The following is a 22132-nucleotide window of genomic DNA, read 5'->3' on the forward strand; positions in this document are numbered from 1 at the left end:
ATTTATAAGAGGCCGTAGGAAGAAGGCTTGAGGCCACAGGCCCAAGGCAAACAGTTGTGCGCAGGTCCCCACTCGTTGTGCGCGGGTCTCCAGACCCCGCACCAACCTCGACCGCAGGTCTCCCCACCCCAACAACGAACCTTCAACCACTCCTCATCTGCCTACCGCCTACTGCCCTCTGCCTACTCTTCCTGACCACTGACCACCGGCCACTCCCATCAAACCTCCGTAGCCACCCCCGACGTCACCAGCACCACATGCTGCAATCCATGCCGCCTCGCATCGCGATCCACTCGCGTCATCGTCCGTGTTTGCGTCTCGAACAATTGCAAATGCCCCACCACCGGCGGATCGCTCAACGATTGATCCGTCACCGGAACTTGCTGATGCTCCAACGTCGACTTCGCCGCATCGGCCAATTCCAAAATCCGACCTTTGTCCAAAGTTCGCTCCACAAAACAATGCACGGTCACCGACACATCCACTTGCTCCTGCCCCGCCGCTCGCCGCGGATTCCGCTGCCAGGCATTGACCCATATCTCCAACCACTCGCTTTGCTCGGTCGCATCGATCTGTGTCCCCGGATACACCGTCGTCACCCCCAACGGGAAGTTGTCACTCCAATGCGCAAACAGACTCCCCGCCAATGCTTCTTGTCCAAATCCGCTCACACCATGCTCCCCATTTCATCCTCAGCAGCAGCAAAAAACGGTTGCAGCGGAACCGCCGGGCGCAGACTCTGCAAACTGCGGGCCACCATTTGAAACGGCGACATCCGCTGCGTACCGAACTCCAAATAGTTGATGTAATCCACCCCACTCGTCGCCACGACTTTCGTCACCTCTGACTCACTCGACTCAACAAAACCGCTCCGACTCCGCCCCTCAGAAATCGCCGCACCCTTCGGATGCGATCCTGCCCAACCGGCCGGAGCAGAACCACCCAATTGTTCCAAAGCCGCCACCCAAGACGCGCGCGAACGCGCCGTATCCACCGGATTATTCTCAATCGTCCGCACCAGCGCCGACCGAGAAACCCGTCGCACCAACCGCCTACGAGCAGCCGGCACCTCACGCCGTTGAATCCCCCCCAACCATTGCCGCACCGCTGGCTCGTTGTTCAATTCAAGCGAAATTGACACACCCATCAGCACTCACCTCTTAGCTCTTCACACAACGCAAAGGGTGGCAGCGATTACAACGCAATCGGTGTTCCGCAGGCACAAGAAACCGCAATTCCCGCGTCCTCCGCCCACCAACCATCCCGCCCACAATTGACCTAAAATCAAGCCCCCACAAATCAACCACCCCCAAGCGACCAACGGGAGCGCCCCAACCCCCTCGTGCGGCAGCACGAACCGCCCGCCCGGCTAGGGCCGGCAAAGGAGTTGGTAGGTGGTGCCGTCTTCGCTGTTGGCGTAGCCTACGATTTCGTATTCGCGTTCTTGATGCACGATGCGGCTGGTTAGTTTCGGAGTCCCGGCCGGCAGGTCCGCTTGTTTGACGAAGAACTCAATCATGTCGGTCGTATGCTGCCCCGCCGTCCCCAGCGTCGGTTCCCCCGCATCGCCGCTGACGAGTGCCGTGATTTCGGTGTCGGTGTATTCTTCACTCACCTGCTGAGTCGCCGGCACATACGACTGACTCACCTCACGATAAGTCACCCCCACCCCCCAATCCGAAAACACAACATCCAAATCCGCCCCCAACACCCCCGCTGCCACAGAAACCATTTCGCGCTCCTTTGTGTGAATAGACTATAGGCTTTAGACTGTAGACCGTAGGTAGCAGGCGTGAGGCGTGAGTGAACAGGCTTGAGGCAGTCCCGTCGTGCGCGGGTCTCTCGACCCCGCCCCCAGTTAGGTTGTGCGCGGGTCTCCTGACCCCGCACCCCCCTCGACCGAAGGTCTCCCACCAACACAATTCTGGCCACCGGCCACTCCTTCACTGCCGACTATTACTCCCCCACAGAAACTTCCCAACTCGGCCGCGACGTCAACAGCGTCTGGTAATACGACCGCGCTTCCAACAACGCCCGCAAGTTCCCCGCCCGATCCGCTGCTCCCGGGATCGCATACTTCAATGCCGACAACTTCCCATCCCGCAACAGATTCGTAATGTCCAAATCAATCTGCGCCAAAATACCCCGTATCTGCGTCTCAGTCAGCGAAGCCCCGCTCACCGAAGAAAGCCCCGATAAATCCGCCATGCGTTTCACACCTCTTTTCTAACTAGGCTGTAGGCTTTAGACCGGAGGCTGTAGGAAGGGAGGCTTGAGGCGTGAGGGAACAGGCGCGAGGATACGATACGCTGTGCACAGGTCTCCCGACATCGTTGTGCGCCGGTCTCTCGATATGGTTGTGCGCGGGTCTCCAGACCCCGCACCAGCCCCGACCGCAGGTCTCCCAACTTAAACAAGACGCCTACAAGCAAAACCAAACGCCCCCACACCCTCTTCACTGCCTACTGCCTACTGTCTAATATTTCCGGCCACCAGCCACTAACCACCGGCCACTCTTGTCCACCGACCACCCACTACCCATCCCCATCCCCATCCCGCAGCATCACATACGCCAACCACCGCACCTGATCCACATACTCCGCTGCGACAAACTCCGCTTCCCGCAGCCCCAACTGCTCACAACAACGCAGGATCCAATAATCGACGGACCGCGGACCGGCGACGGCATCGTTTAAGTCGCCGCCGCCGGCGAAAAATTTCCCGCCGATTCCCGCACATGATCATCCAACAAGTTGCTCACGCGAAACACATATTCGCACACCAACCCCACATCTCCCGCCGACCAACCCGCCCGTTCCAACTCCTCGCAAATTCCATCCGCATAGCCGAGCCAATCACCATCCACGTGCGGCAACGCTGTTTCAAACTGCAAGGACTCATCCGCTCGCAATCCTTCTACCAGCACCAAAGCCGCCACGCGCTGGTTATAAAGATCCAGCGCCGTCAAATACTCGCCACTCTCCGCATCAGGCACCAACACAGCTAACCCCTGATGATCCCGCAGCGGTTTGCCCGATGAATCCCGCGCCACACGCGTCGGCCGCCGCGGAGCCACAATCCCCCGCTCCCGCAATCGCCGATGAAACGCCAAAGGCAACGGACTAACCGTCAACCCCCACACCGCCCCATCCCCCCGCGGCAACTCCACCCGCCGGCAATACCCCCCACTACAATCCACACCGCCATATTTCATAACCGCTCCCAAGAAAAAGAGGCTGTAGGCTTGAGACTGTAGACCGTAGGCAAGAAGGCGTGAGGATTTGACAAGTTGTGCGCGGGTCTCCAGACCCCGCACCCACCCGACCGAAGGTCTCCCGCCTACCCTTCACCGACCACCAGCCACTCTTCTCTGCCTACTGCCCTCTGCCTACTGCCTACTATTTCTGGCCGGTGGCCAGTGGCCACTCCCCCCCCGCGCGCATCAAGCACCATCCACCTTCGTCACAAACGACGTATCCACCGCCGAAACGCCGCCGTAGTACCGCACCTTGACCCGCAACACCACGTCGCGATCAAACGCCGATTCGCTGTCCGCTCGCTGCAGGAACGTCTGCACCGGCCAAATCTCCGTCCAGACAAACTGCCGCGCAAAATCACCCAGGTACCAGTCGTTGACCGCCTGGCCCCCTTGCTCGTCAATAAACGGCGAACTGAGCACCTCGGCCAAACCGTGAATCGGATTCGCAAACGTTGTCTCATTATCGCCGCTCGTGACGGTGACCTGCGTTGAGTTCGCGACGCTCATCGCCGTCCCCCGCAAGGCTTCGGGCACCAACATGTGCTTGACCGGCATCACTATCGGTCGAGCCGTCCCGTCGATCCGATCGTCCGTAACTTCCGTCGCCCGGTACTGCAACACCGTGTCGACATCGGTCCAATCCGCCAGCGGCACCGCACTGTTAAACGCCGTCGACGTCGTATTCCCGCTGCCCACCCAGTTCCGATTCGAACCATCGGTCTTATACAACGCCTGACCGGCCCCGTTCGGCCGATAGACAAACTTCGAGCTCGCCGCATCGGCGTCGGTCACGCCCCGCACGATCGTCCGCTCGCGCTCCTGCCGCAGATAAAACCCCAGCGCCATCGCACGGCGATTGATTTCACCCGTCTGGTCAAAGGCAATCAACTCTTCGTTGATCGTCAGAATCCGCCCCTGCTTCGATTCCTCCGAGGTGACGTACTTCTCCTCAAACGTCGACTCCTCATACGGATGCCCTTCAGAAACCTCCGTCGGCCCCGCCAACGCCTTAAAGCCGGCGATCTTCTGATTCCGCAATCGGCTCGGCATCACCGAGACCAATTTGTCGCCGATGAATCCCGAGTCGTCTTCGTAACCCTCAATCACCTTCCGCCCGATCAGCTCCCCCGTCACAACCTGAAACAGATTCGTACTCACCCCCGGCGACGATTCCCGCAACACATGTAGCGGACTCGAAACCGGCGAAGCCATCTCATTCAACCGCCGCAAATCAGGCAGCACCCCGCAAGCGTCCGCCAGCTCGTAATAGCTAAAATCATCAACCGAAATCTTTCGCTCATTGAGCAGCCCACACACCTTCTGATAAAACCCCTCCGCCCCCAAGGATTCCACCAACCCCCTCAAACTCTGCCCCTGCATATCTCACCGTCCCTTATTAAAAAGGCCGTAGGTGCTAGACCGTAGGCCATAGAAAAACAAACCAAATGTCGTGCGCGGGTCTCCCGACCCCGCACTCCCCACCAAAGTTGTGCGCGGGTCTCCCGACCCCGCACCCCCCCGACCGCAGGTCTCCCAACCTAGGCATAAAGCTCGAGGTAACACGCATGAGGCCGGCGCAGGAAAACCAAACGCACCTCCACCCCAGCCTACTGCCTACTGCCTACTGCCTACTGCCTACTGCCTACTGGCTACTGCCCACTGCCTACTGCCTACTGCCCACTGGCCACCAACCACCGGCCACTCCCCCCTACCCCACAGCCGCATTCACATTCGCCGACCCGGTATGAAACGCCGAAGCAAATGTCACCCGCAGCTTCGTCGCCGCGGCCGCCTTATATTCCGCGGCCCGCGCAATCGCCAACGTCCCGGTCCCCACAGCTTCCAACTGTTGATCCATCAGCGACGACGACAACTCGTCCGGCCCCAACTCATCGCCCACTTCATAGGTCGCCGCAGCGACGTCGAACTCATAGATCGCCGACGGACTCATATCGACCGACACATCGTCCGTGTCGCCATCAGCGGATTGATGATGCACCACCCCAAGAAACGAAGCGGCAAACGCCGATTGCGTTGTTGCCAGATCACTCGTCCAAGAAAAACTGCTGGCCGGCTTCACGTCATCGGTGTCCAAATACACCAAGTCCCCCGCCTCCAACACCGTCCCACTATCCACACGCAATTTATGCAACTGCACTTCACCGCTACGAAACCGCAACTGATTTCCCATATCATTCCCTCCGGGAAAAAGGCCTTAGGCTGTAGACCATAGGCCATAGAAAAAACAAATCGTTATGCGCGGGTCTCCCGACCCCGCACCAGCCCCGACCGCAGGTCTCCCAACATAGGCATAAGGCTCGAGGTAACAGGCGTGAGGCCGGCGCGGTAAAACCAAACGCACCTCCACCCAGCCTACTGCCCACTGCCCACTGCCCACTGCCTACTCTTCTCAGGCCACCGGCCACTCCCATCACCGCCGACAAGCAAGCAGCCGCACCAACGCCGCATCTGTACCTGCGCCACTATCGTCATCAGCACGCAAACAACTCGTCGGCCTGCAAGACCGCAAACGCTCAAACAACTCCACGCGATCCTCCAACAACACCGCGCGCTGCTCATCGTCGCTCGCATCCAACAATTGCTCGCGAAACGTCTCCGTAATCGCCTCCTCCGGCAATTCCGCTTCCGCCAACAACCGCCCCACCGCCTCCACCCGCTGAGCCATGTCCCGCTCAGCCGTCAGATCCGAGACCTCAACCAACAACAACTGTTTTTCTGCTTCCAACACGCGCAACCGCTCGGCGTATGTCTCCAAGGAATCCGCGTCGTCGGCCTCCGACGCAGCCTGGGCACGACTCAAATCCTGCCACGACTCAGCACTCAGGTCGAGATCCCCCACCGGTTCCCACTCGCCCGACAGCCAAACCCGCCCGTCGCGTACCCGCCAGCCCATGCGGTATTGCTCGCAATCGTCCGCCGCCCCCAATCTCACGACCACGCTCCGCGGAAACAACGCCACCCGCTCGCAGACCACGTCCGCATCACCGGTCCAATCGCGGGCGTGCCCCGGTAATTGCCCATCAACCTGCCGCAAGACCGATTCCAGCGATCCAAACAGTGGCGGAGCGCCAGGCAATTCATTGGTTTGCTCGGACAGTGATGACGTCGTTGCCGGAAACATCACCGCATCCACGCTCACCACTTCGTGGATTTCCTCAACCAATGTCCGTTCGCGGTTTTGCGTGACCAGCACCACATGACTCATCCCCACCGATCCGCTGCCGCTGCCCGCCAACGCCAAAAAGGTACGCCCGGCCTCCGTGCCAAGCGTCTGAATGTCACCTCGAATCCGCCCATCAACAAAGCGAGGATTCACAATCTGTCCCGCCAAGTCCCGCGTGCTGCGTTCCTGCGGTTTGGACAAGTCCCGCCCATGATCCAAAAACACCGGCTTGTCCGCATACAACACCGCCGCCCGTCGCAGCGACTCCTCCGTATAGCGATAACCATTCTTCGATTCCGGCCCAGCCAACGCCACATTGCGAACGATCCCCGTCTCTAAATCGATCACAACCTCAGCAGCACGCCAATCCCCGATCCGTTCCACCACCCGTACCGGCAAGTTCGTCGCGGTTTCCGTCGTCATCACCTCAACAAGCCCCCTGCTAAGAACCACAAGCAACCAACACCTCTCAACCTACCCGGCCAAGGTTGCGCAGCAATTCCACAAAAAGCGATTCGGATGAAACAGCCCATAGGCGATAGACCCCAAGGCCAAAGAAAGTGAGGCACGAGGCCACAGGCCAAAAGACCGCATGCCCCCCTCTTTCTCTGGCCACTGACCACTAGCCACCGGCCACTCCCCCCTACCTCCCAACAACAAGCGCAGCCACCCGATCCCCCACCACCTCCGTCCGCGCCGTCCCTCCCAAATCGGGCGGTAACAATTCCCCTTCAGCCAGCAACATTTTCACCGCCGCATGCACCGACGCAGCTGCACGCGGCAATTCCAGATGCTCCAACATCATCGCTGCCGACAAAATCGCCGCCAACGGATTGGCAATCCCCTGCCCCGCAATATCCGGCGCTGACCCGTGCACCGGTTCAAACATGCTCAAGTTTTGCCGCTCGATCGCAATATTCGCACTCGCCGCCAAGCCCATACTGCCCACCACAATCGCCGCCAAGTCGGTCAAAATATCCCCAAACAAATTACTGGCGACCACCACATCAAACGACTCTGGCCGACGCACAAATTCCATGGCTGCACGATCGATCAATAACGATTCGGTTTCAATCGACGGATACTCCGCAGCCACCTCAGCAAACGTCTCGTCCCACAGCACCATCCCGTACCCTTGCGCATTACTCTTCGTAATCGAAGCCACCCGCTTGCGGGGACGCGTCATGGCCTTCTCAAACGCCGCGCGAATAATCCGCTCGCACCCCCGCCGCGTAAACACCGACGTCTGCACCGCCACATCGTGATCCGAATGCTGATACAGCCGACCACCAATATTCGCATACTCCCCTTCGGTGTTCTCCCGAAAGACCAACATGTCGATCGACTCCGCCGGTTTATCCCGCAGCGGACTGGGCACGCCTTCGTACAAAAATGCCGGCCGCAAACAAATCGCCTGATCAAACCGTCGTCGGATCGGCAATAACAACCCGTTGAGCGTGATGTGATCCTGTACCTCAGGATGCCCCACTGCCCCTAACAACAACGCATCGTGCGGAGCCAATTGATCCAAATAATCCTCCGCCGCCATCCGCCCATGCTCAAAGTAATAATCCGTGCCCCAGGGAAAATAGTTCCAAGAAAACGCCGCTTCATCCACCCCCCCAGCCGCTTCCAACACCTTGATCGCTTCCCGCGTCACATCGACACCGATCCCATCCCCTTCAATCACCGCAATCTCAAATGTTCGCACAACAACTCCCGTTTGATAATAGGCTGTAGGCTATAGACCGTAGAAAGATAGGCTTGAGGCACGAGGCAACAGGCTTGAGGCAATACACTCGACGACGGCACCGCTAAAAATCCCCCCTCTCCCTCTGGGAGAAAGGCCGGGGGAGAGGGTCGCGCGACGTTGTGCGCGGGTCTCCCGACCCCGCACATCCCCGACCGAAGGTCTCCCCCCACCCGTCCTGCCTACCGCTTACTTATGCTGGACACTGGCCACTGACCACCGGCCACTAAGTCATACCGATCCTACCAAAACTCTTCCCACCGGTCATGCGATGGCAATTCAGCAAAATTTAATCCCGCACAACAAACCCCTCTGTGGCCTCGGTGTGCTCTGCGGATAATTGATTCCAAAAAATTCATCCCCAGAAAAAATCGCCGACACGCAACAAACAATCATAAGTATTCTTCAGTTTCCCGCTTGACCCTCCAGTTACTGGAGGCTGTAAACTGTGGACCTCACAAGTCACATTTCCACGGATTCCCAGCATGTTCACCATCGGCCAATTTTCCAAAATCACTGCTCTACCAGTCAAAACTTTACGGTTCTATCACGAAAAGAATCTGCTCATTCCCGCCCGCGTCGAAGCCGGCACGGGATATCGTTATTACGACGACCGCAACACCCAAACCGCTCGCGTCATCACAGCACTCCGCGCACTCGAATTTTCACTCGAAGAAATCGCTGAAATCCTCGCCCAGCACGACGATGACTCCGACATTCTGCATTTTCTCAAGCACCGCAAACAGTCGCTACAAGATCGTATCGAACGCGACCGAGATATCGTTGCCACTATCGAACGCATTGTCCACAATGAACAGGAGGCCCGACGCACAATGTCTCAAGCGCAATTCGAAATCGAAGAGAAAACGCTCCCGCCCCAACTCGTCGCCGGGATCCGCATGCAGTGCCGCTACGACGAAATCGGCACCGGATTCTCCCAAATCGGCCGCAAACTAGGACGTCATATTTCCGGCAAACCACTCTGCCTCTACTATGACAACGAGTATCGCGAAGAGGACGCTGACCTCGAACCTTGTATGCCGCTTCGCAAACACGTTCCCGTCGATGGCATCTCTGTTCGCGAACTCCCCGGCGGCCGCTGCGTCACGCTCGTCCATCGCGGCCCCTATCAACAACTCGGCCGCTCCTATGAACGGGTGCTCAAACATTGCGCCGACCATGGCTACGAAATACAAACCCCGACCCGTGAAGTCTACCTCAAAGGACCCGGCATGATTTTCCGCGGCAACCCCAAAAACTACCTCACAGAAATCCAGTTCCTGATCCAGGAACCCAACCCTGCCCCGTAACAAAACCACCCGTCAAACAGCCCGCGATTCCCGCTCATACCACGCCACCGCCAACGGCTCCACCCGTTTGATCCACGCATCTTTGAAGGCGCAATAACCCTTGATGTCCGCCGGATGCGCGGCATACGCAGCACGCTTCAGCGATTCGTAATCTCGCAGCTCATCGGCATGGCTCCGCAGATACGCGCAAAACGCCACATGCCGCACGATCTCAACATTCCCCGTCTCGTAGACGTGAATATTATGCGAGCGAAACTCCCCCGCATCCTTCGTAAAAAATTGCCGCCCCGGCAATCCATATTCCCCCCAAGCGCGATACCCGAACTCCACAATTTTTCCAGCGCGCTCTTCAACTTCTGCAATATCACGCACCTCCGGCAGCAAATCAATCACCGGTTTCGCCGACAACCCCGGCACCGACGTGCTTCCCACATGATGCACCTTCACCAGTAGCTCACCCAACATCTCCCGCCACCGCGCCGCCTCCTCTTCAAACATACGTGGCCAATCCGACGAATATTCAGCAAACAGATATCGGCTCGCCACGCTTCCGTTCCTCCTAACAATCGACCTCAGCCTCCCGTATGGGGAGACAATTCGCTTCCTCACCTTGTATACTCACCTACTCCGCACAAGGTCAAACACCCACAACAAAAACGTGCTGCTCGTTTCAAGGAGAGACACCATGCAACGCCTCACGCAATTCACAATACTCCTGTCATTCGCCTTCAGTTCGCCTGCACTGGCCGAGGATTCTTCCAATTCCGAGGACCCGTCACCCGAGCTCTCCCCGCTCGAATCCAAACATCTGACCAATCTCCGCCAAGTCACCTCCGGCCTCCCCCGCGCCGGCGAAGGTTACTTCTCGACAGACGGCAAACAGATCATCTACCAAGCCTACCCTGTCGGCTATCCCTTCTACCAAATTTATCTCCAAGACCTCGATAAAAATGACCCCCGCCGCATCAGTACCGGTCGCGGACGAACCACGTGTAGCTACTTCAATCCCGACGGCAAATCACTTCTGTTTGCCTCGGCCCACACCAACCCCAATCTCCCCACCATCGAACGCGACGCCCGTGCCATCACCGGCCGCCGCCGTTACCAGTGGGATTTCGATGATTTCATGGACATCTACACCTGCGACCTCGACGGCACCAACCTCAAACAACTGACCGATGCCCCTGGTTACGATGCCGAAGGCAGCTACTCCTCCGACGGCAAACAAATCGTCTTCACCTCCAACCGCGATGGCGATCCTGACATTTTCATCATGGATGCTGACGGCAGCAACGTTCGCCAAATCACCAACGTCGACGGCTACGATGGCGGCCCCTTCTTCTCGCCCGACGATCAATGGATCATCTTCCGTAGCGACCGTGACGAAGAACACATGCTGCAAATCTTCATGATCTCCGTCGACGGCAAACACGAAGTCCAACTGACCCACAACCTCAAAGAGGTCAATTGGTGCCCCTATTTCCACCCCAGCGGCAAATACTTCGTCTGGTCCGGCGCCGACTATTCCCGCGGACCAACGTTCGCCAAATTTCAACTCCACGTCATGGACATCGATTTCAAAGACGGCCAACCGACCGCCGGTACTGTCACCCAGATCACCGACAGCCCCGCCGCCGATGTGCTGCCCGTCTTCAGTCCCGACGGAAGCAAACTGATGTGGACCTCCACCCGCGGCCCCAAAGGTACTAGCCAACTCTGGATCGCCGACTGGAAACGCAACGACGATCCCCCCAAATCACCGTGACAATTCCGCAACATCCTCTATGATGCCCAAACAATAATTCACATATCGGGTGCCACTGTTGGCTTGTCCGCCAGTGCTGCCAAACCCCAAAACGTTCCACTCTCGATACCCGTCAACGAATGAACATCGCTCAACAACACACCCAACGCGCCGCATGGTTCACTCGCACGCTGCACATCGCCGCAGTGTTGGCACTCCTCGCTTGCTCCTCCTGTTCGCGCATCGATGAAGAAGGCAAGGTCTTACGTTTGCCATTGCGCGCCGACGACCCCAAATCGCTCGACCCGGTCCAAGGTTCAACGGTCTACGACAATAAAGCCACCTGCCAAGTCTACGAAACCTTAGTCCAATACAAGTACCTCATCCGTCCCCCGGAATTAGAACCGCTGTTGCTCAGCGAGATGCCCACAATTTCCGAGGACCGACTCACCTACCATTTCAAACTCAAACCGGGCGTCCTCTTCCACGATGACCCCTGTTTCCCCGAAGGCAAAGGTCGCGAACTAGTGACCGACGACGTCTTCTACTCTTGGAAACGGATGGCCGACAATGGCAACAACCCCAAGAGTTGGTGGCTGCTCAAAGACACCATCAAAGGTTTCGACGAATACCGCGAAAAACAAAACGCAGCCGTCGAAGCCAAACAGGCCTCCTTCGATTACGACGCACCAGTCGCCGGCATGCAAAAAATCAACGATCACGAATTTCGCGTGATTCTCAAGCAGCCCGTCCAGCGGTTCATGTGGGTGCTCGCCATGTTCCAAACCGCGATCGTCCCCCGCGAGGCGGTCGAGGAGTACGGGGATCGCTTTGGCCGGCATCCCGTGGGAACCGGTGCGTTTACCCTCGCCGAAGAAGACTGGCGGCCCGGACAGCGGATGGTCTTTTACAAAAACCCCAGCTACCACCCCTGCTATTACCCCACTGAACACATGCCGAGCGATGTCGCCGCCGGCTGGACCAAAGACGCAGGCAAACGCTTGCCGCTCGTCGACCGCCTGGAGTTCCAATTCTTTGTCCAAGACCAACCGATGTGGCTATCGTTTCGCACCGGAAAAATCGACTACACACAAGTCCCCGATGAATACTTTGACGAAGCCTTTCTCAAACGCACCAAAACATTGCGGCCCAAATTAGTCCGCGAAGGCATCACCACACAGAACGTGGAATTGCTCGACTTCATCTTCCGCGGATTCAACATGGAAGACGAATTGTTGGGTGGCTATGGCGAGAAACAAAAAAAACTCCGCCAGGCCATTTCGCTGGCCATCGATCTGGACGAATTCAACGAAGCCTTTTACAGCGGCATCAACTCCGTCTACGACGGCCCCATCCCCCCCGGACTAGAAGGCTTTCCCCCCAACGGCAAAGCCGACATCAGCTATCGCGGCCCCAACTTGGAACGCGCCCGGCAACTGCTCGCCGAAGCGGGATATCCAGAAGGCAAAGGCTTACCCAGAATCGAATTCTATACAAGTAGCGGAAGAAACAACGTTGAGCAGACCGAATTACTGAAACGTCAACTCTCCAAAATCAATGTGGAAATCAACGCTCAGATCGTCGAATTCTCCACCCTGATCGAAAAAGTACACAACAAGAAGGCCCCCTTCTTCGGATTCGCCTGGGGTTCCGACTACCCCGATGCAGAAAACAACCTCGCCCTGTTTTACAGCCCCAACGCCGCCCCCGGTTCCAACAGCTTTAATTACAGCCGCCCGGAATACGACCGCCTGTACGAACAGATCCGCAGCATGCCCCCCTCTCCCGAACGGACGGAACTCTACATCAAAATGCGGGACATGGTCATCGAAGACACCCCTTACACTGGCTCCATGGGTCGCACGCGGTTTTATCTGATCAACCCCTGGCTGAAAAACTTCAAAGTCACCGAAGACTTCTACAACTGGCCCAAATACCTAGACGTCAGCCAGCGCGGTGTGTATCCCTCAGAGAACTAATGCGGTTTCCCTTCGAAGCCACTGATTCGCTATCCCTGCAACCTGACTAAAGTGACCGAGCTATGTGGTCCTACATCATTCGCCGTTTGATCTATTACATCCCCGTCTATCTGGGTGTCATCCTGATGGTCATGGCCATCCTCCGTATCCAGGATCCGGTGGCGATCCATCTGGGCAAAAACGCCACGCCGGAAAAAATCGCAGTCACGCAAAAAGCCTTCGGTTTAGACAAGCCGTTCATGACGCAATATGCCACGTTTCTGAAAAAACTCGTCACATTCGACTTCACCGAACAAAGCTGGGATTTCCCCGGCGTCACTGTCGGCAGCATGATCCGCCGCTCGATCGTTCCCAGCCTCTCCATCACCGTTCCGGCGCTCATCCTGACCACGATCCTCTCCATTTGCGTCGGCATGATCTCCGCCTATTACCGCGGGCGGACCGTCGACAAAACATTGGTCTTTTTCGCTGTCTTGGGCATGTGCATCAGCGTGTTAGTCTACATCATTTTAGGACAATACTTCGGAGCCTATTTGATCTACAAAAAGACCGGACATGAACTCTTCGCCATTCAAGGCTACGAGCCGGGACTCCAGTACTGGGCGCATTACTGCCTGCTTCCCGTGTTGATCTCGGTCATCGTCGCCATGGGCTACGACACACGCTTCTACCGCGCAGTGATGGTCGAGGAAACCGGCCGCGATTACATCAAAACCGCCCGCGCCAAAGGGGTCACCAAACGCAAAGTCATGTTCGTGCACATGCTCAAAAACGCCATGATCCCCATCGTCACCCAGGTGATGATCACCCTCCCCTTTTTAATCACCGGCTCAATCGTACTCGAAATGTACTTCGGGATTCCCGGCATGGGGCGGGCGCTGATCATGGCCGTCAATGCCAAAGACTTCCCGGTGATCCAAGCCTTCACCGCTGTCTTCGCCGCTCTATTCATCTTCACCATCATTCTCACCGATGTGCTCTACGCCCTGGTTGATCCGAGGATTCGCCTCTCATGATTTTGAATTGGAAAGAATCCCGGGCCGCCCGAAAATTCTTCCGCAGCCGGTCATCGATCCTGGCGCTGCTCGTCATTTCCGCTTATCTGGCAATCGCGGTCGTGATCCTGGTACCGGAAATGTATTTCGATTTCCGCAGCTGGCAGGATAAAGACTACACACCTCCGAAAAATTACGGGTTCATCAATTTGGAGCAAACCGAAGGCCGGGTCGGCACCAAAAACATGCCCGGATTCTTTCTCCAGCCGGAACCGGAAAAACGCTTGCAACACTGCGAGCAACTGTTAGAAATCGTCGACCGCGCGCTCAAGAACCCCGATCCACAAACTGCCCTTGCTGAAATCGATTTCGGCACCCTCAAAGTCGCCGACCTGCCCCAGCCGGAATTGAAAACCCTGGTCGATCAAGGTTGGAAGACCTTCGACACTTTGGCCACCAGTGCTAACCTCAACGAAGCGCCCGAGCAGTTATCTAAACTGGCCGAATTAGAGCAAATCGTCAATCAACTCTACCCGCCACCCACTGGCTGGCAGGGGGCTTGGCGCAGCTTTGAAATGCTTTTGGGAACCGACCGCCAAGGACGCTCCATCATGTTGCGGGCGATCTACTCCATCAAAGTCGCCATGCAAATCGGCATCGTCACCGCTCTGTTCGCCGTCTTATTTGGCGGTTTCCTGGGAGTCGCTGCCGGATTTTTCGGCGGCTGGGTCGACCATCTGGTGATCTGGCTTTACACCACCTTTTCCTCGATCCCCAACCTCGTCCTCTTGGTGCTGTTGGCCTATATGTTCACCGGCACCACCTGGGACGGCACGCTGATTCCCGTCTATGTCGCCTTCGGACTCACCTTTTGGATCGGTCCCTGCCGCGTATTACGAGGCGAGACGCTAAAGATCAAAGAGCTGGAATACGTCCAGGCGGCCACAGCCATGGGTTGCGGGCGAGTCTACATCATGCTGCGGCACATCATCCCCAACACAGCTCACTTACTTCTGATCAACTTTTCACTGCTCTTCATCGGCGCGATCAAGTCCGAAGTCATCCTCAGTTTTCTAGGACTGGGCGTCAAACGCGGACCAAGCTGGGGCATCATGATCAGTCAGTCCGGATCGGAAGTCATCAACAGCTTCTTCTGGCAAATCGGCGCAGCCACCGCCTTCATGTTCGGCCTAGTCCTCGCCTTCAACATAGTCTCCGACGCCCTACAAGACGCCTTCGACCCCCGACACCAGTGAGGCCAGACTGTCGGTTATAGACCGTAGGCGGTAGGAAGCGAGGCGTGAGGCCACAGGCCCGAGAAAAGTTAGTTGTGCGCGGGTCTCCCGACCCCGCACTCCCCCCGACCGAAGGTCTCCCCACCCCCAGCCACCAACCAAACCACTACCACCCCCCGCCACCACCCCACCGCCGAGACTGCAACCGCCCCCGCCCCGCATCTCCACCCGGCCACGCATTGCGCCGCCATTGCCCCTGATCCGGATCAATCACTTCGCTCGCCAGAAAAGACAACTGGTCCCCCGAGGTCCATTCCTCAAAGAACTCTTCCTCCGCTTCAAAGCCGAACAGACGTTTGATCCCCAGCCACATCCCTAACAGCGATGCCAACGCGCACAGCATCACCAAACCAACAACCGGTAAAAAGACGCCCAAGGAAAAGATCTGGTCCGTGTTCGCCCAGATCTGCTGCCAAAACAGCACGACCACCACAGCGGCCAGACTCAAATACGGTCCAAATGGAATTTCGCGATTCCGCAAAAAAATCCACGACGGCACCACTGTGATCAATGCAAACAAAGGCGCCAGAAAAAACACGATCGCAGCCGCCTGCCACCCCAAAAAGCTGCCGATCATCGCCAATAAAATCACATCGCCAAACCCGATCGCCTCCCGGCCCAACACCCGCTCACCCAAGATACGCACCGACCACACAATCCCGCCGCCCACCACCAACCCAAACAAACTGACAACCAAGCCATGTAAATGCGGCCAACGTTCAATCCACTCCGGTCGCCCCTGAAAAGCGGCCAACCACGACCATTCCCCCTGCGCCAACTGTTCAAAGAACGCCAAATGCGGTTGCTGATACCACACTTCCGTTAGAAACACATAAGGCAACAACCACCCGCCCAGTACCCCCACCGCCATCGCCGGCAACGTCGATCCATCGGGGATGATCTTCAAATCAAAATCAATAAACGTCGCCACAATCAAGGCACAGATCATCACCGCATGATACAGAAACCGCAGATGCAACTGCGTCTCGGACAATCCCACCTGAGGTTGGACCTCGAAAGCGTACAGCACCGCCAACAACCCACCCGTCAATAACTCGACAACCGCAAATCGCCGCGGAATCCGTCGCCGGCAACCTCCACAGCGCGCCGTTTTCGAGAAGAGACTCGTCAAAGGCAAGCATTGCCACCAACGGCGCGGTAGCCCGCAGCCATCGCAGGCACGCGGACGCCGGAACAACAGTTTCAATTGCCCAACAAAACTGTCATCGCACGGAAAGCGGACGATACACAGATTGAGAAACCGCCCAATCAACACCCCCACGGCAAACACGAGGACTAGGCGCAGTGCAAGATCGAAAAGGTGGTCCATCACGCTATTGATCCCTCGTTACTTCATCGGGCAAAGCGAAGTAAACAGCCGCAGCCACTTCCGCAACTGTCCGCCCTGCCGTATCGATCACAATCGTCGCCGCATCGCGATACAACGGTTCACGAGCAGTCAATACGCTTTCAACCTCAGCCGTCACCCCCGCATCGGTCAACTGCGGACGGCGCAGTGCCGTGCTGCCATCATCGGAAATCCGTCGACTCAAATCCGCAACCGGCGCCTGCAACCAAACCACGGGACCTGCGTCGCGCATCCCGACACGCGTTGCTTCCGCCAAAATCGCCCCGCCCCCCGCCGCTAGTATCAATTGCTCCCTGCCAAGCAATTCCGCAATGACCGTCCGTTCCAACTCACGAAACACCGGCTCACCCTGCTCCGCAAAAATTTCGCTGATCGAGCATCCCGCGCGGCTTTCAATCGCATCATCCGCATCAACGCACGCCCAACCCAGCCGCGCCGACAACAACGCCGCCACAGTCGATTTCCCGCAACCGCGATATCCAATAAAGGTGATCACCATAGAAACAGCGTCTTACCCGACTACACCGTCGCGGAGAACTCCGCGGAGCTAGAACCAGTTTAAAAACCCGGCTGCGACGATTCTGGAACTTGCGTATCAGAAGTAGCGGGACGCGCCGGTGGGGATTGAAACGACTTGTCAGTTCGCGAATCAGCATCGCGAATCAAAATCCGTGCCGCGAACGACACACAATCACTCGCCGTCGTATTGGGCGGGAGAGATTTTGTGCCGCAATGTTTCCCGCATCAACTCCAATGGAGCCGCCGTATTGGTGAAGCGTTCATACTGCGCCGCTGCTTGCCGCACAAACATTTCCACCCCCGTCACTGTTTTGCACAAATGCTCGCGCGCCTCTTTTATTAACATCGTCCGCTCAGGCGTATAAATCGTATCAAAAACCAGCATGCCGTCCCGCAGCCAACTTTGTTGAAACGGCGACTTATCCACATCGGGATGCATACCGACCGCCGTACAGTTCACCAAGATGTCAATAAAGCCACTGCCACGGTTTTCCCATTGGACTTCGCGGCAACCGAATTCCGCTGCCAATTCAACCGCCCGTTGTTGCGTACGATTGGTAATCGTCACGTCTGCCTTCGCCTCGCTCAATCCCGCGGCAATCGCCCGCGCCACGCCACCGGCCCCCAGGATCAAAATCCGTCGGCCCGACATCAGTTTTTCGTAACTGTCGGTCGCTGGATCGAATTTGGGATCCAATCCCAAACAAATCGTCGTCAACGCTGCATCGTAATCCGTATTCGCCGCCACCCATCCCGATTCCGGATCCTGATACAACGTATTGGCCGCCCCGATCTCCTCGACCGATTGTTCACAAGCGTCCGACACGTCAATCGCCGCCACCTTGTGCGGCAAGGTCACGCTATAACCTTTGATGTCCAACCATTGGAAATCTTCCAAGGTTTGCTTAAACACCGAGGGCAGCACATGAAACGGCAAATACGCCTTGTTCAGACCCGCTGTGCGAAATGCCCGATTGTGAATCAACGGACTCAAACTATGCGCAATCGGATCCCCCAAGACACCGTAAATCTCCGTCGCCTCGTCGATCTCGTCGTAATGATAAACCTTCTTCATATCTGAAAACGACAATTGACCCGGCGCCATAGCACGGCCGCTATTGAATGTCGCATACGTAAACGGGGCGCCATATTTCCCAGTCAAAATCCGGCTGGTCAGCCCCAATTCCCCCATGCAAAAACCAATCGTAGGAACCTTGGCGGCCTGCACGACCTGCAACATTCGGATATTATCCTGCTGCGAATTCGCCATCGTGACTAACTTCACGACATCCGGATCGTGGCTGCAGAGCCGACGATGGATATCCCACAGATCCTGTGGCGTTTCCTCAAAATCGTGGTGGCTGACGATCCGCTTGGTCGAACCATATCGCGGGATGCTCCCCGCAATATCCTCTTCCAGATCGACGTAATCCACTCCGTCGGCGATGGCGTTTCGCAGTATCGTCCGCCGCTGCTCTTCCGTTCCCCGCCAGCGCCCCTGGTCTTCGCTGCGGCGGCAAGTGATTACCACCGGGCAAGGACGATCCTGCAACAGCCGATTCAAATCTGGCAGTCGCCCTAGCCAATCCAGCCGCAACTCCACCAACTCCGCCCCACGCTCCGCCAGGGTGCGGTACTCGGCCTGCATCATCTTGTGACGGGTTCTGCCAATACTAACGCAAATCATAAGTCGTTAATTTACAGGGTGTTTATCGTCGCGAGCGTAGATCCCCATGCCGTGCACACCATGGCACCGAACCAACGTTACGCCCAATTCAGATTCCGAATCGGCAGCAATTCACCAAAACCGGTAGGCCGCCAAATCATCGTCTCCAACATTCGAGTGTAACCCATTTTCGCAGCCGCCGCACTATGACCGCGGGCTGATCATCAACATTTGATACGGTTTACCCCGCACGCGACTAGCCCAAACGGCCAAATTGCCGATCCAGCTGTGCACGCGACAAAACCAAGGCCGTCGGCCGACCGTGCGGACAATGATGCGCATCATCCACCAGATGCCGCTGCTCCAACAGACTGTCGATTTCCTCGGGACTCAACCGATGCCCCGCTTTGATCGCTGCCTTGCAGGACATCATATGCAACAACTCGTCAATCAAATCCCGCCGCGTCGGTTTTTCACCCGATCCCGACAGTTGATCGACCACATCCAAAATCAATTGTCGCAAATTCGCCCGCGATAGCATGACCGGATACCGCGTTAACAACACCGTCCCGCCGCCGAATCCCTCAATCCCCAGCCCGAATTGCCCCAACAACTCTGCATTTTCCAACAACAACCCCGCCTCTCCCGCACTCAATTCGATGGTTTCCGGGAGCAACAATCGCTGTGATTCCACATCATCGGCCAACACCCGCCCCCGCAAATGCTCATACATGATCCGCTCATGCAGCGCATGCTGATCGATCACCGCAATCCCCTCCTCGGTTTCGACCACCAGATAACAATCGTGCACCTGCATCGCCCGCGGGCGCTCACCCGCATGGAAATCGTTATGCGCCGCATCCCGCCGCGTCTGCATCTCCCCCGCCGGAAAATCCGCAGTTGGCGTTTCGGATGCACCCGTCTCCCGTCCCTCAATCTCAGCCGCCGACAGCGGAATCGAACGCGGCGCCAGCTCCCAAGTCCCTTCTGACTTTGTCGGCTTCCACGCAGCAACCTGTTCCCCCGCCCAAGCTACAAGGTCCCGCTGCGCCTCCGCCCGAATTTCCGGTGTCGGCGCCGGTGCCTCCTCGCGCGGCCCCTCACCCTCCACATTCAAGCGACCGTCGAGATCAACGCTCAAAAACTTCTTCCGCAGCGTCGACAACAACTGCCGATACAGAATTTGACTGTCACGAAAACGAACTTCCGATTTCGTCGGATGCACGTTTACATCCACCGACTCCGCCGGAACTTCCATGAATAAAAACGTAATTGGATATCGCCCCACCATCAACAACCCGCGATACGCTTCCCGCAACGCATGATTGAGCGAACGGTCCTGAATCCAACGGCCGTTGAGAAACAAATACTGCCCCTTAGCGGTCGATTTGTTTTGGCTGGGATGCGCCACATAACCCCACAGTCGCACTCCCTCCTGCTCCGATTCAACCCAAATCAACTTCTCGGCCAACTCCGCCCCATAGAACAATTCCAACCGGTCGATCATCTTTTCCGTCGCCGGCAAGTCATAAATTACTTTGCGATTGTGTCGTAGCGACAAATGCAACCGCGAATTCGCCAGCGCGATCCGCGTGAATTGTTCAGTGATATGCCCCATTTCCGTCGCCGGCGTTTTTAAGAATTTGCGACGAACCGGTGTATTACAAAACAGATTGCGAACTTCAATCGTCGTTCCCACCGGGCAGCCGCACGGTTTCGGTTCGCTCAATTGCCCCCCGTTCACCTCCAATTCAAAGCCCCGCGGATTTTCCGCCTGTCGGCTTCGCAATGAAAATTGGCTCACTTCGGCAATCGACGCCAGTGCCTCCCCTCGAAAGCCCATCGTATGCACGCTGAAGAGATCTTCAGCGGAGCGAATCTTGCTCGTCGCATGGCTGCTAATCGTCAGCAACGCATCGTCGGGATGAATCCCTTCGCCATCATCGGTAATCCGAATCAGCTCACTGCCGCCGGCAGCCACTTCCACTTCGATCCGCGTCGCCAACGCATCGACGGAATTCTCCAGCATTTCCTTGACCACGCTCGCCGGCCGCTCGATTACCTCACCAGCGGCAATTTTGTTCACCACCGCCGGAGTCAATTGTTGAATGCGAGACATGAAATCAGAATTCGGTAAGCAAAATTCAATCGGTAAGAAAAAAGCAGTGCCGCAACGAATCCCCAAGACTGTCGCCTCAAGCTTCGTTAAGCACCAACGCACGCGACGCGATCTTACCGACTTCGCCCCCCCGTTACCATCGAAACCTCCCACGCTCACCACCACATCACCAGGATCAACGTCACCAATCGCTAGCCGAACAGTGACTCCTGAATCGCCCCGTGTGATCGGACAACAATCTGCAGCCGGGACGCGGTAAGCATCAACTTCCCCACCGTTATGGTGTAGGAGTTCTCCTAAAAAAATGGCGACCTGTAAATACGAACAGGCGGCCCTCGGCAAAATGCCCAGAGCCGCCTGCGTTCGACCCGTTTCCTAATGAACGGAGATGAGTCGCTTAATCACTTCGTCGTAACCAAACCCATCGCTTACTTCAGGCCAAACAAGTTGCCCAAACCGCGATGCGATTTTTGCGACTGACGCTGAGGAATCCGCGAGGGGAAGTACGCTTCCGGTTCGGCCGGAGGAGCCGGAGCCGGAGCGGCTTCTTCATTCGCGTCGGCCGGAGCCGGAGCGGCGGGGGCAGCACCAGCGGCACCACAGGCAGCCGGAGCACAGCTGTTGCAGCACGTTTGGCCACAGCTGGTTCCGCAGTTGCAGCAATCGTCAACTTCGTAGCCACATTCTTCCAAGGCTTTTTCCGCAGCGCGGCGAACACGCCGGTCGCAGTCGCCCAGGGCACTGGCCAAGGCACAAACCACGTTCTTGCAGCAGCAGCAAGGGAACTTCTTCACTTGATGGCGGATGCCATCGGCGGAAGCTCTCCGGACGCGTTCGTCACAGTCATTCAGACCGACAACCAAAGCACACATGATTTCCGGATTGCAGACGCACTTAAACTTCCTCAGCTTCTTGATCGCACGGGCACGCTTTCTGGCGTAGC

20 protein-coding genes are annotated in these 22132 nt (G+C 57.0%); 5 read left to right on the forward strand and 15 right to left on the reverse strand.

Translation table 11 applies throughout. The annotated features are described in order from the left end of the window. Positions 1-218 precede the first annotated feature (218 nt). From CA54_RS03690 to CA54_RS03730, 9 genes are all read right to left on the reverse strand, one after another. Positions 219-671 carry a hypothetical protein gene (locus tag CA54_RS03690; protein ID WP_146369506.1) on the reverse strand — a complete coding sequence of 151 codons (453 nt, stop codon included), beginning with the start codon at positions 669-671 and terminating at the stop codon, positions 219-221. After that, a complete protein-coding gene (locus tag CA54_RS03695; RefSeq protein ID WP_146369507.1) occupies positions 668-1147 on the reverse strand; it encodes a hypothetical protein in 480 nt (159 codons plus the stop codon). Before CA54_RS03695 ends, CA54_RS03690 begins: the two co-directional genes overlap by 4 nt. Before the next feature lie 222 nt (positions 1148-1369). Then, complete coding sequence (locus CA54_RS03700) at positions 1370-1732, reverse strand: hypothetical protein (protein ID WP_146369508.1); 363 nt, start codon at positions 1730-1732, stop codon at positions 1370-1372. Positions 1733-1956: 224 nt separating this feature from the next. After that, positions 1957-2208: a hypothetical protein gene (locus CA54_RS03705; protein ID WP_146369509.1), complete on the reverse strand. Its 252-nt coding sequence runs from the start codon at positions 2206-2208 to the stop codon at positions 1957-1959. Between the two features lie 484 nt (positions 2209-2692). Continuing rightward, a complete protein-coding gene (locus CA54_RS03710) occupies positions 2693-3214 on the reverse strand; it encodes a hypothetical protein (protein WP_146369510.1) in 522 nt (173 codons plus the stop codon). 228 nt (positions 3215-3442) lie between these two features. Then, positions 3443-4639: a phage major capsid protein gene (locus CA54_RS03715; protein ID WP_146369511.1), complete on the reverse strand. Its 1197-nt coding sequence runs from the start codon at positions 4637-4639 to the stop codon at positions 3443-3445. 328 nt (positions 4640-4967) lie between these two features. Next, positions 4968-5450, reverse strand: coding sequence for a hypothetical protein (locus CA54_RS03720; protein ID WP_146369512.1), 483 nt, complete (start codon positions 5448-5450; stop codon positions 4968-4970). Positions 5451-5690: 240 nt separating this feature from the next. Beyond that, entirely contained in the window at positions 5691-6866 is a 1176-nt protein-coding gene (locus tag CA54_RS03725) for a hypothetical protein (RefSeq protein ID WP_146369513.1), read from the reverse strand. 220 nt (positions 6867-7086) lie between these two features. Further along, complete coding sequence (locus CA54_RS03730; RefSeq protein WP_146369514.1) at positions 7087-8154, reverse strand: isocitrate/isopropylmalate dehydrogenase family protein; 1068 nt, start codon at positions 8152-8154, stop codon at positions 7087-7089. 524 nt (positions 8155-8678) lie between these two features. Between CA54_RS03730 and CA54_RS03735 the strand changes: the two genes are divergently transcribed. After that, on the forward strand, positions 8679-9503 hold the full coding sequence (locus CA54_RS03735) for a MerR family transcriptional regulator (protein WP_197532182.1): 825 nt from the start codon (positions 8679-8681) through the stop codon (positions 9501-9503). Between the two features lie 12 nt (positions 9504-9515). Here CA54_RS03735 and CA54_RS03740 read toward each other — a convergent pair whose 3' ends face one another. Continuing rightward, positions 9516-10049, reverse strand: a complete 534-nt coding sequence (locus tag CA54_RS03740) for a GrpB family protein (RefSeq protein WP_146369516.1) — start codon at positions 10047-10049, stop codon at positions 9516-9518. A gap of 139 nt (positions 10050-10188) precedes the next feature. Here CA54_RS03740 and CA54_RS03745 point away from each other — a divergent pair, with 139 nt between their 5' ends. The 4 genes from CA54_RS03745 (at position 10189) to CA54_RS03760 (ending at position 15477) form a co-directional block, all read left to right on the forward strand. Beyond that, positions 10189-11268, forward strand: coding sequence for a TolB family protein (locus tag CA54_RS03745; protein WP_146369517.1), 1080 nt, complete (start codon positions 10189-10191; stop codon positions 11266-11268). A gap of 119 nt (positions 11269-11387) precedes the next feature. Further along, complete coding sequence (locus CA54_RS03750) at positions 11388-13226, forward strand: ABC transporter substrate-binding protein (protein WP_146369518.1); 1839 nt, start codon at positions 11388-11390, stop codon at positions 13224-13226. A 62-nt stretch (positions 13227-13288) separates the two neighbouring features. Then, complete coding sequence (locus CA54_RS03755; protein ID WP_146369519.1) at positions 13289-14242, forward strand: ABC transporter permease; 954 nt, start codon at positions 13289-13291, stop codon at positions 14240-14242. Next, the gene (locus CA54_RS03760; RefSeq protein ID WP_146369520.1) at positions 14239-15477 is read left to right on the forward strand and encodes an ABC transporter permease; all 1239 of its coding nucleotides are present in this window, start codon (positions 14239-14241) and stop codon (positions 15475-15477) included. Before CA54_RS03755 ends, CA54_RS03760 begins: the two co-directional genes overlap by 4 nt. Positions 15478-15622: 145 nt before the next feature. On the opposite strand, the gene CA54_RS03765 is transcribed toward CA54_RS03760, so the two are convergent. From CA54_RS03765 to CA54_RS03785, 5 genes are all read right to left on the reverse strand, one after another. Beyond that, positions 15623-16846 carry a prepilin peptidase gene (locus tag CA54_RS03765; protein WP_231963107.1) on the reverse strand — a complete coding sequence of 408 codons (1224 nt, stop codon included), beginning with the start codon at positions 16844-16846 and terminating at the stop codon, positions 15623-15625. Positions 16847-16850: 4 nt separating this feature from the next. Beyond that, the gene (locus tag CA54_RS03770; protein WP_146369522.1) at positions 16851-17384 is read right to left on the reverse strand and encodes a shikimate kinase; all 534 of its coding nucleotides are present in this window, start codon (positions 17382-17384) and stop codon (positions 16851-16853) included. 192 nt (positions 17385-17576) lie between these two features. Then, on the reverse strand, positions 17577-19091 hold the full coding sequence (aroE, locus tag CA54_RS03775; protein WP_146369523.1) for a shikimate dehydrogenase: 1515 nt from the start codon (positions 19089-19091) through the stop codon (positions 17577-17579). Positions 19092-19326: 235 nt separating this feature from the next. Continuing rightward, positions 19327-21189, reverse strand: a complete 1863-nt coding sequence (mutL, locus tag CA54_RS03780; RefSeq protein WP_146369524.1) for a DNA mismatch repair endonuclease MutL — start codon at positions 21187-21189, stop codon at positions 19327-19329. Between the two features lie 428 nt (positions 21190-21617). Beyond that, a complete protein-coding gene (locus tag CA54_RS03785; protein ID WP_146369525.1) occupies positions 21618-22061 on the reverse strand; it encodes a HEAT repeat domain-containing protein in 444 nt (147 codons plus the stop codon). Positions 22062-22132 lie beyond the last annotated feature (71 nt).

The organism is Symmachiella macrocystis, from assembly GCF_007860075.1.
Classification (GTDB): domain Bacteria; phylum Planctomycetota; class Planctomycetia; order Planctomycetales; family Planctomycetaceae; genus Symmachiella; species Symmachiella macrocystis.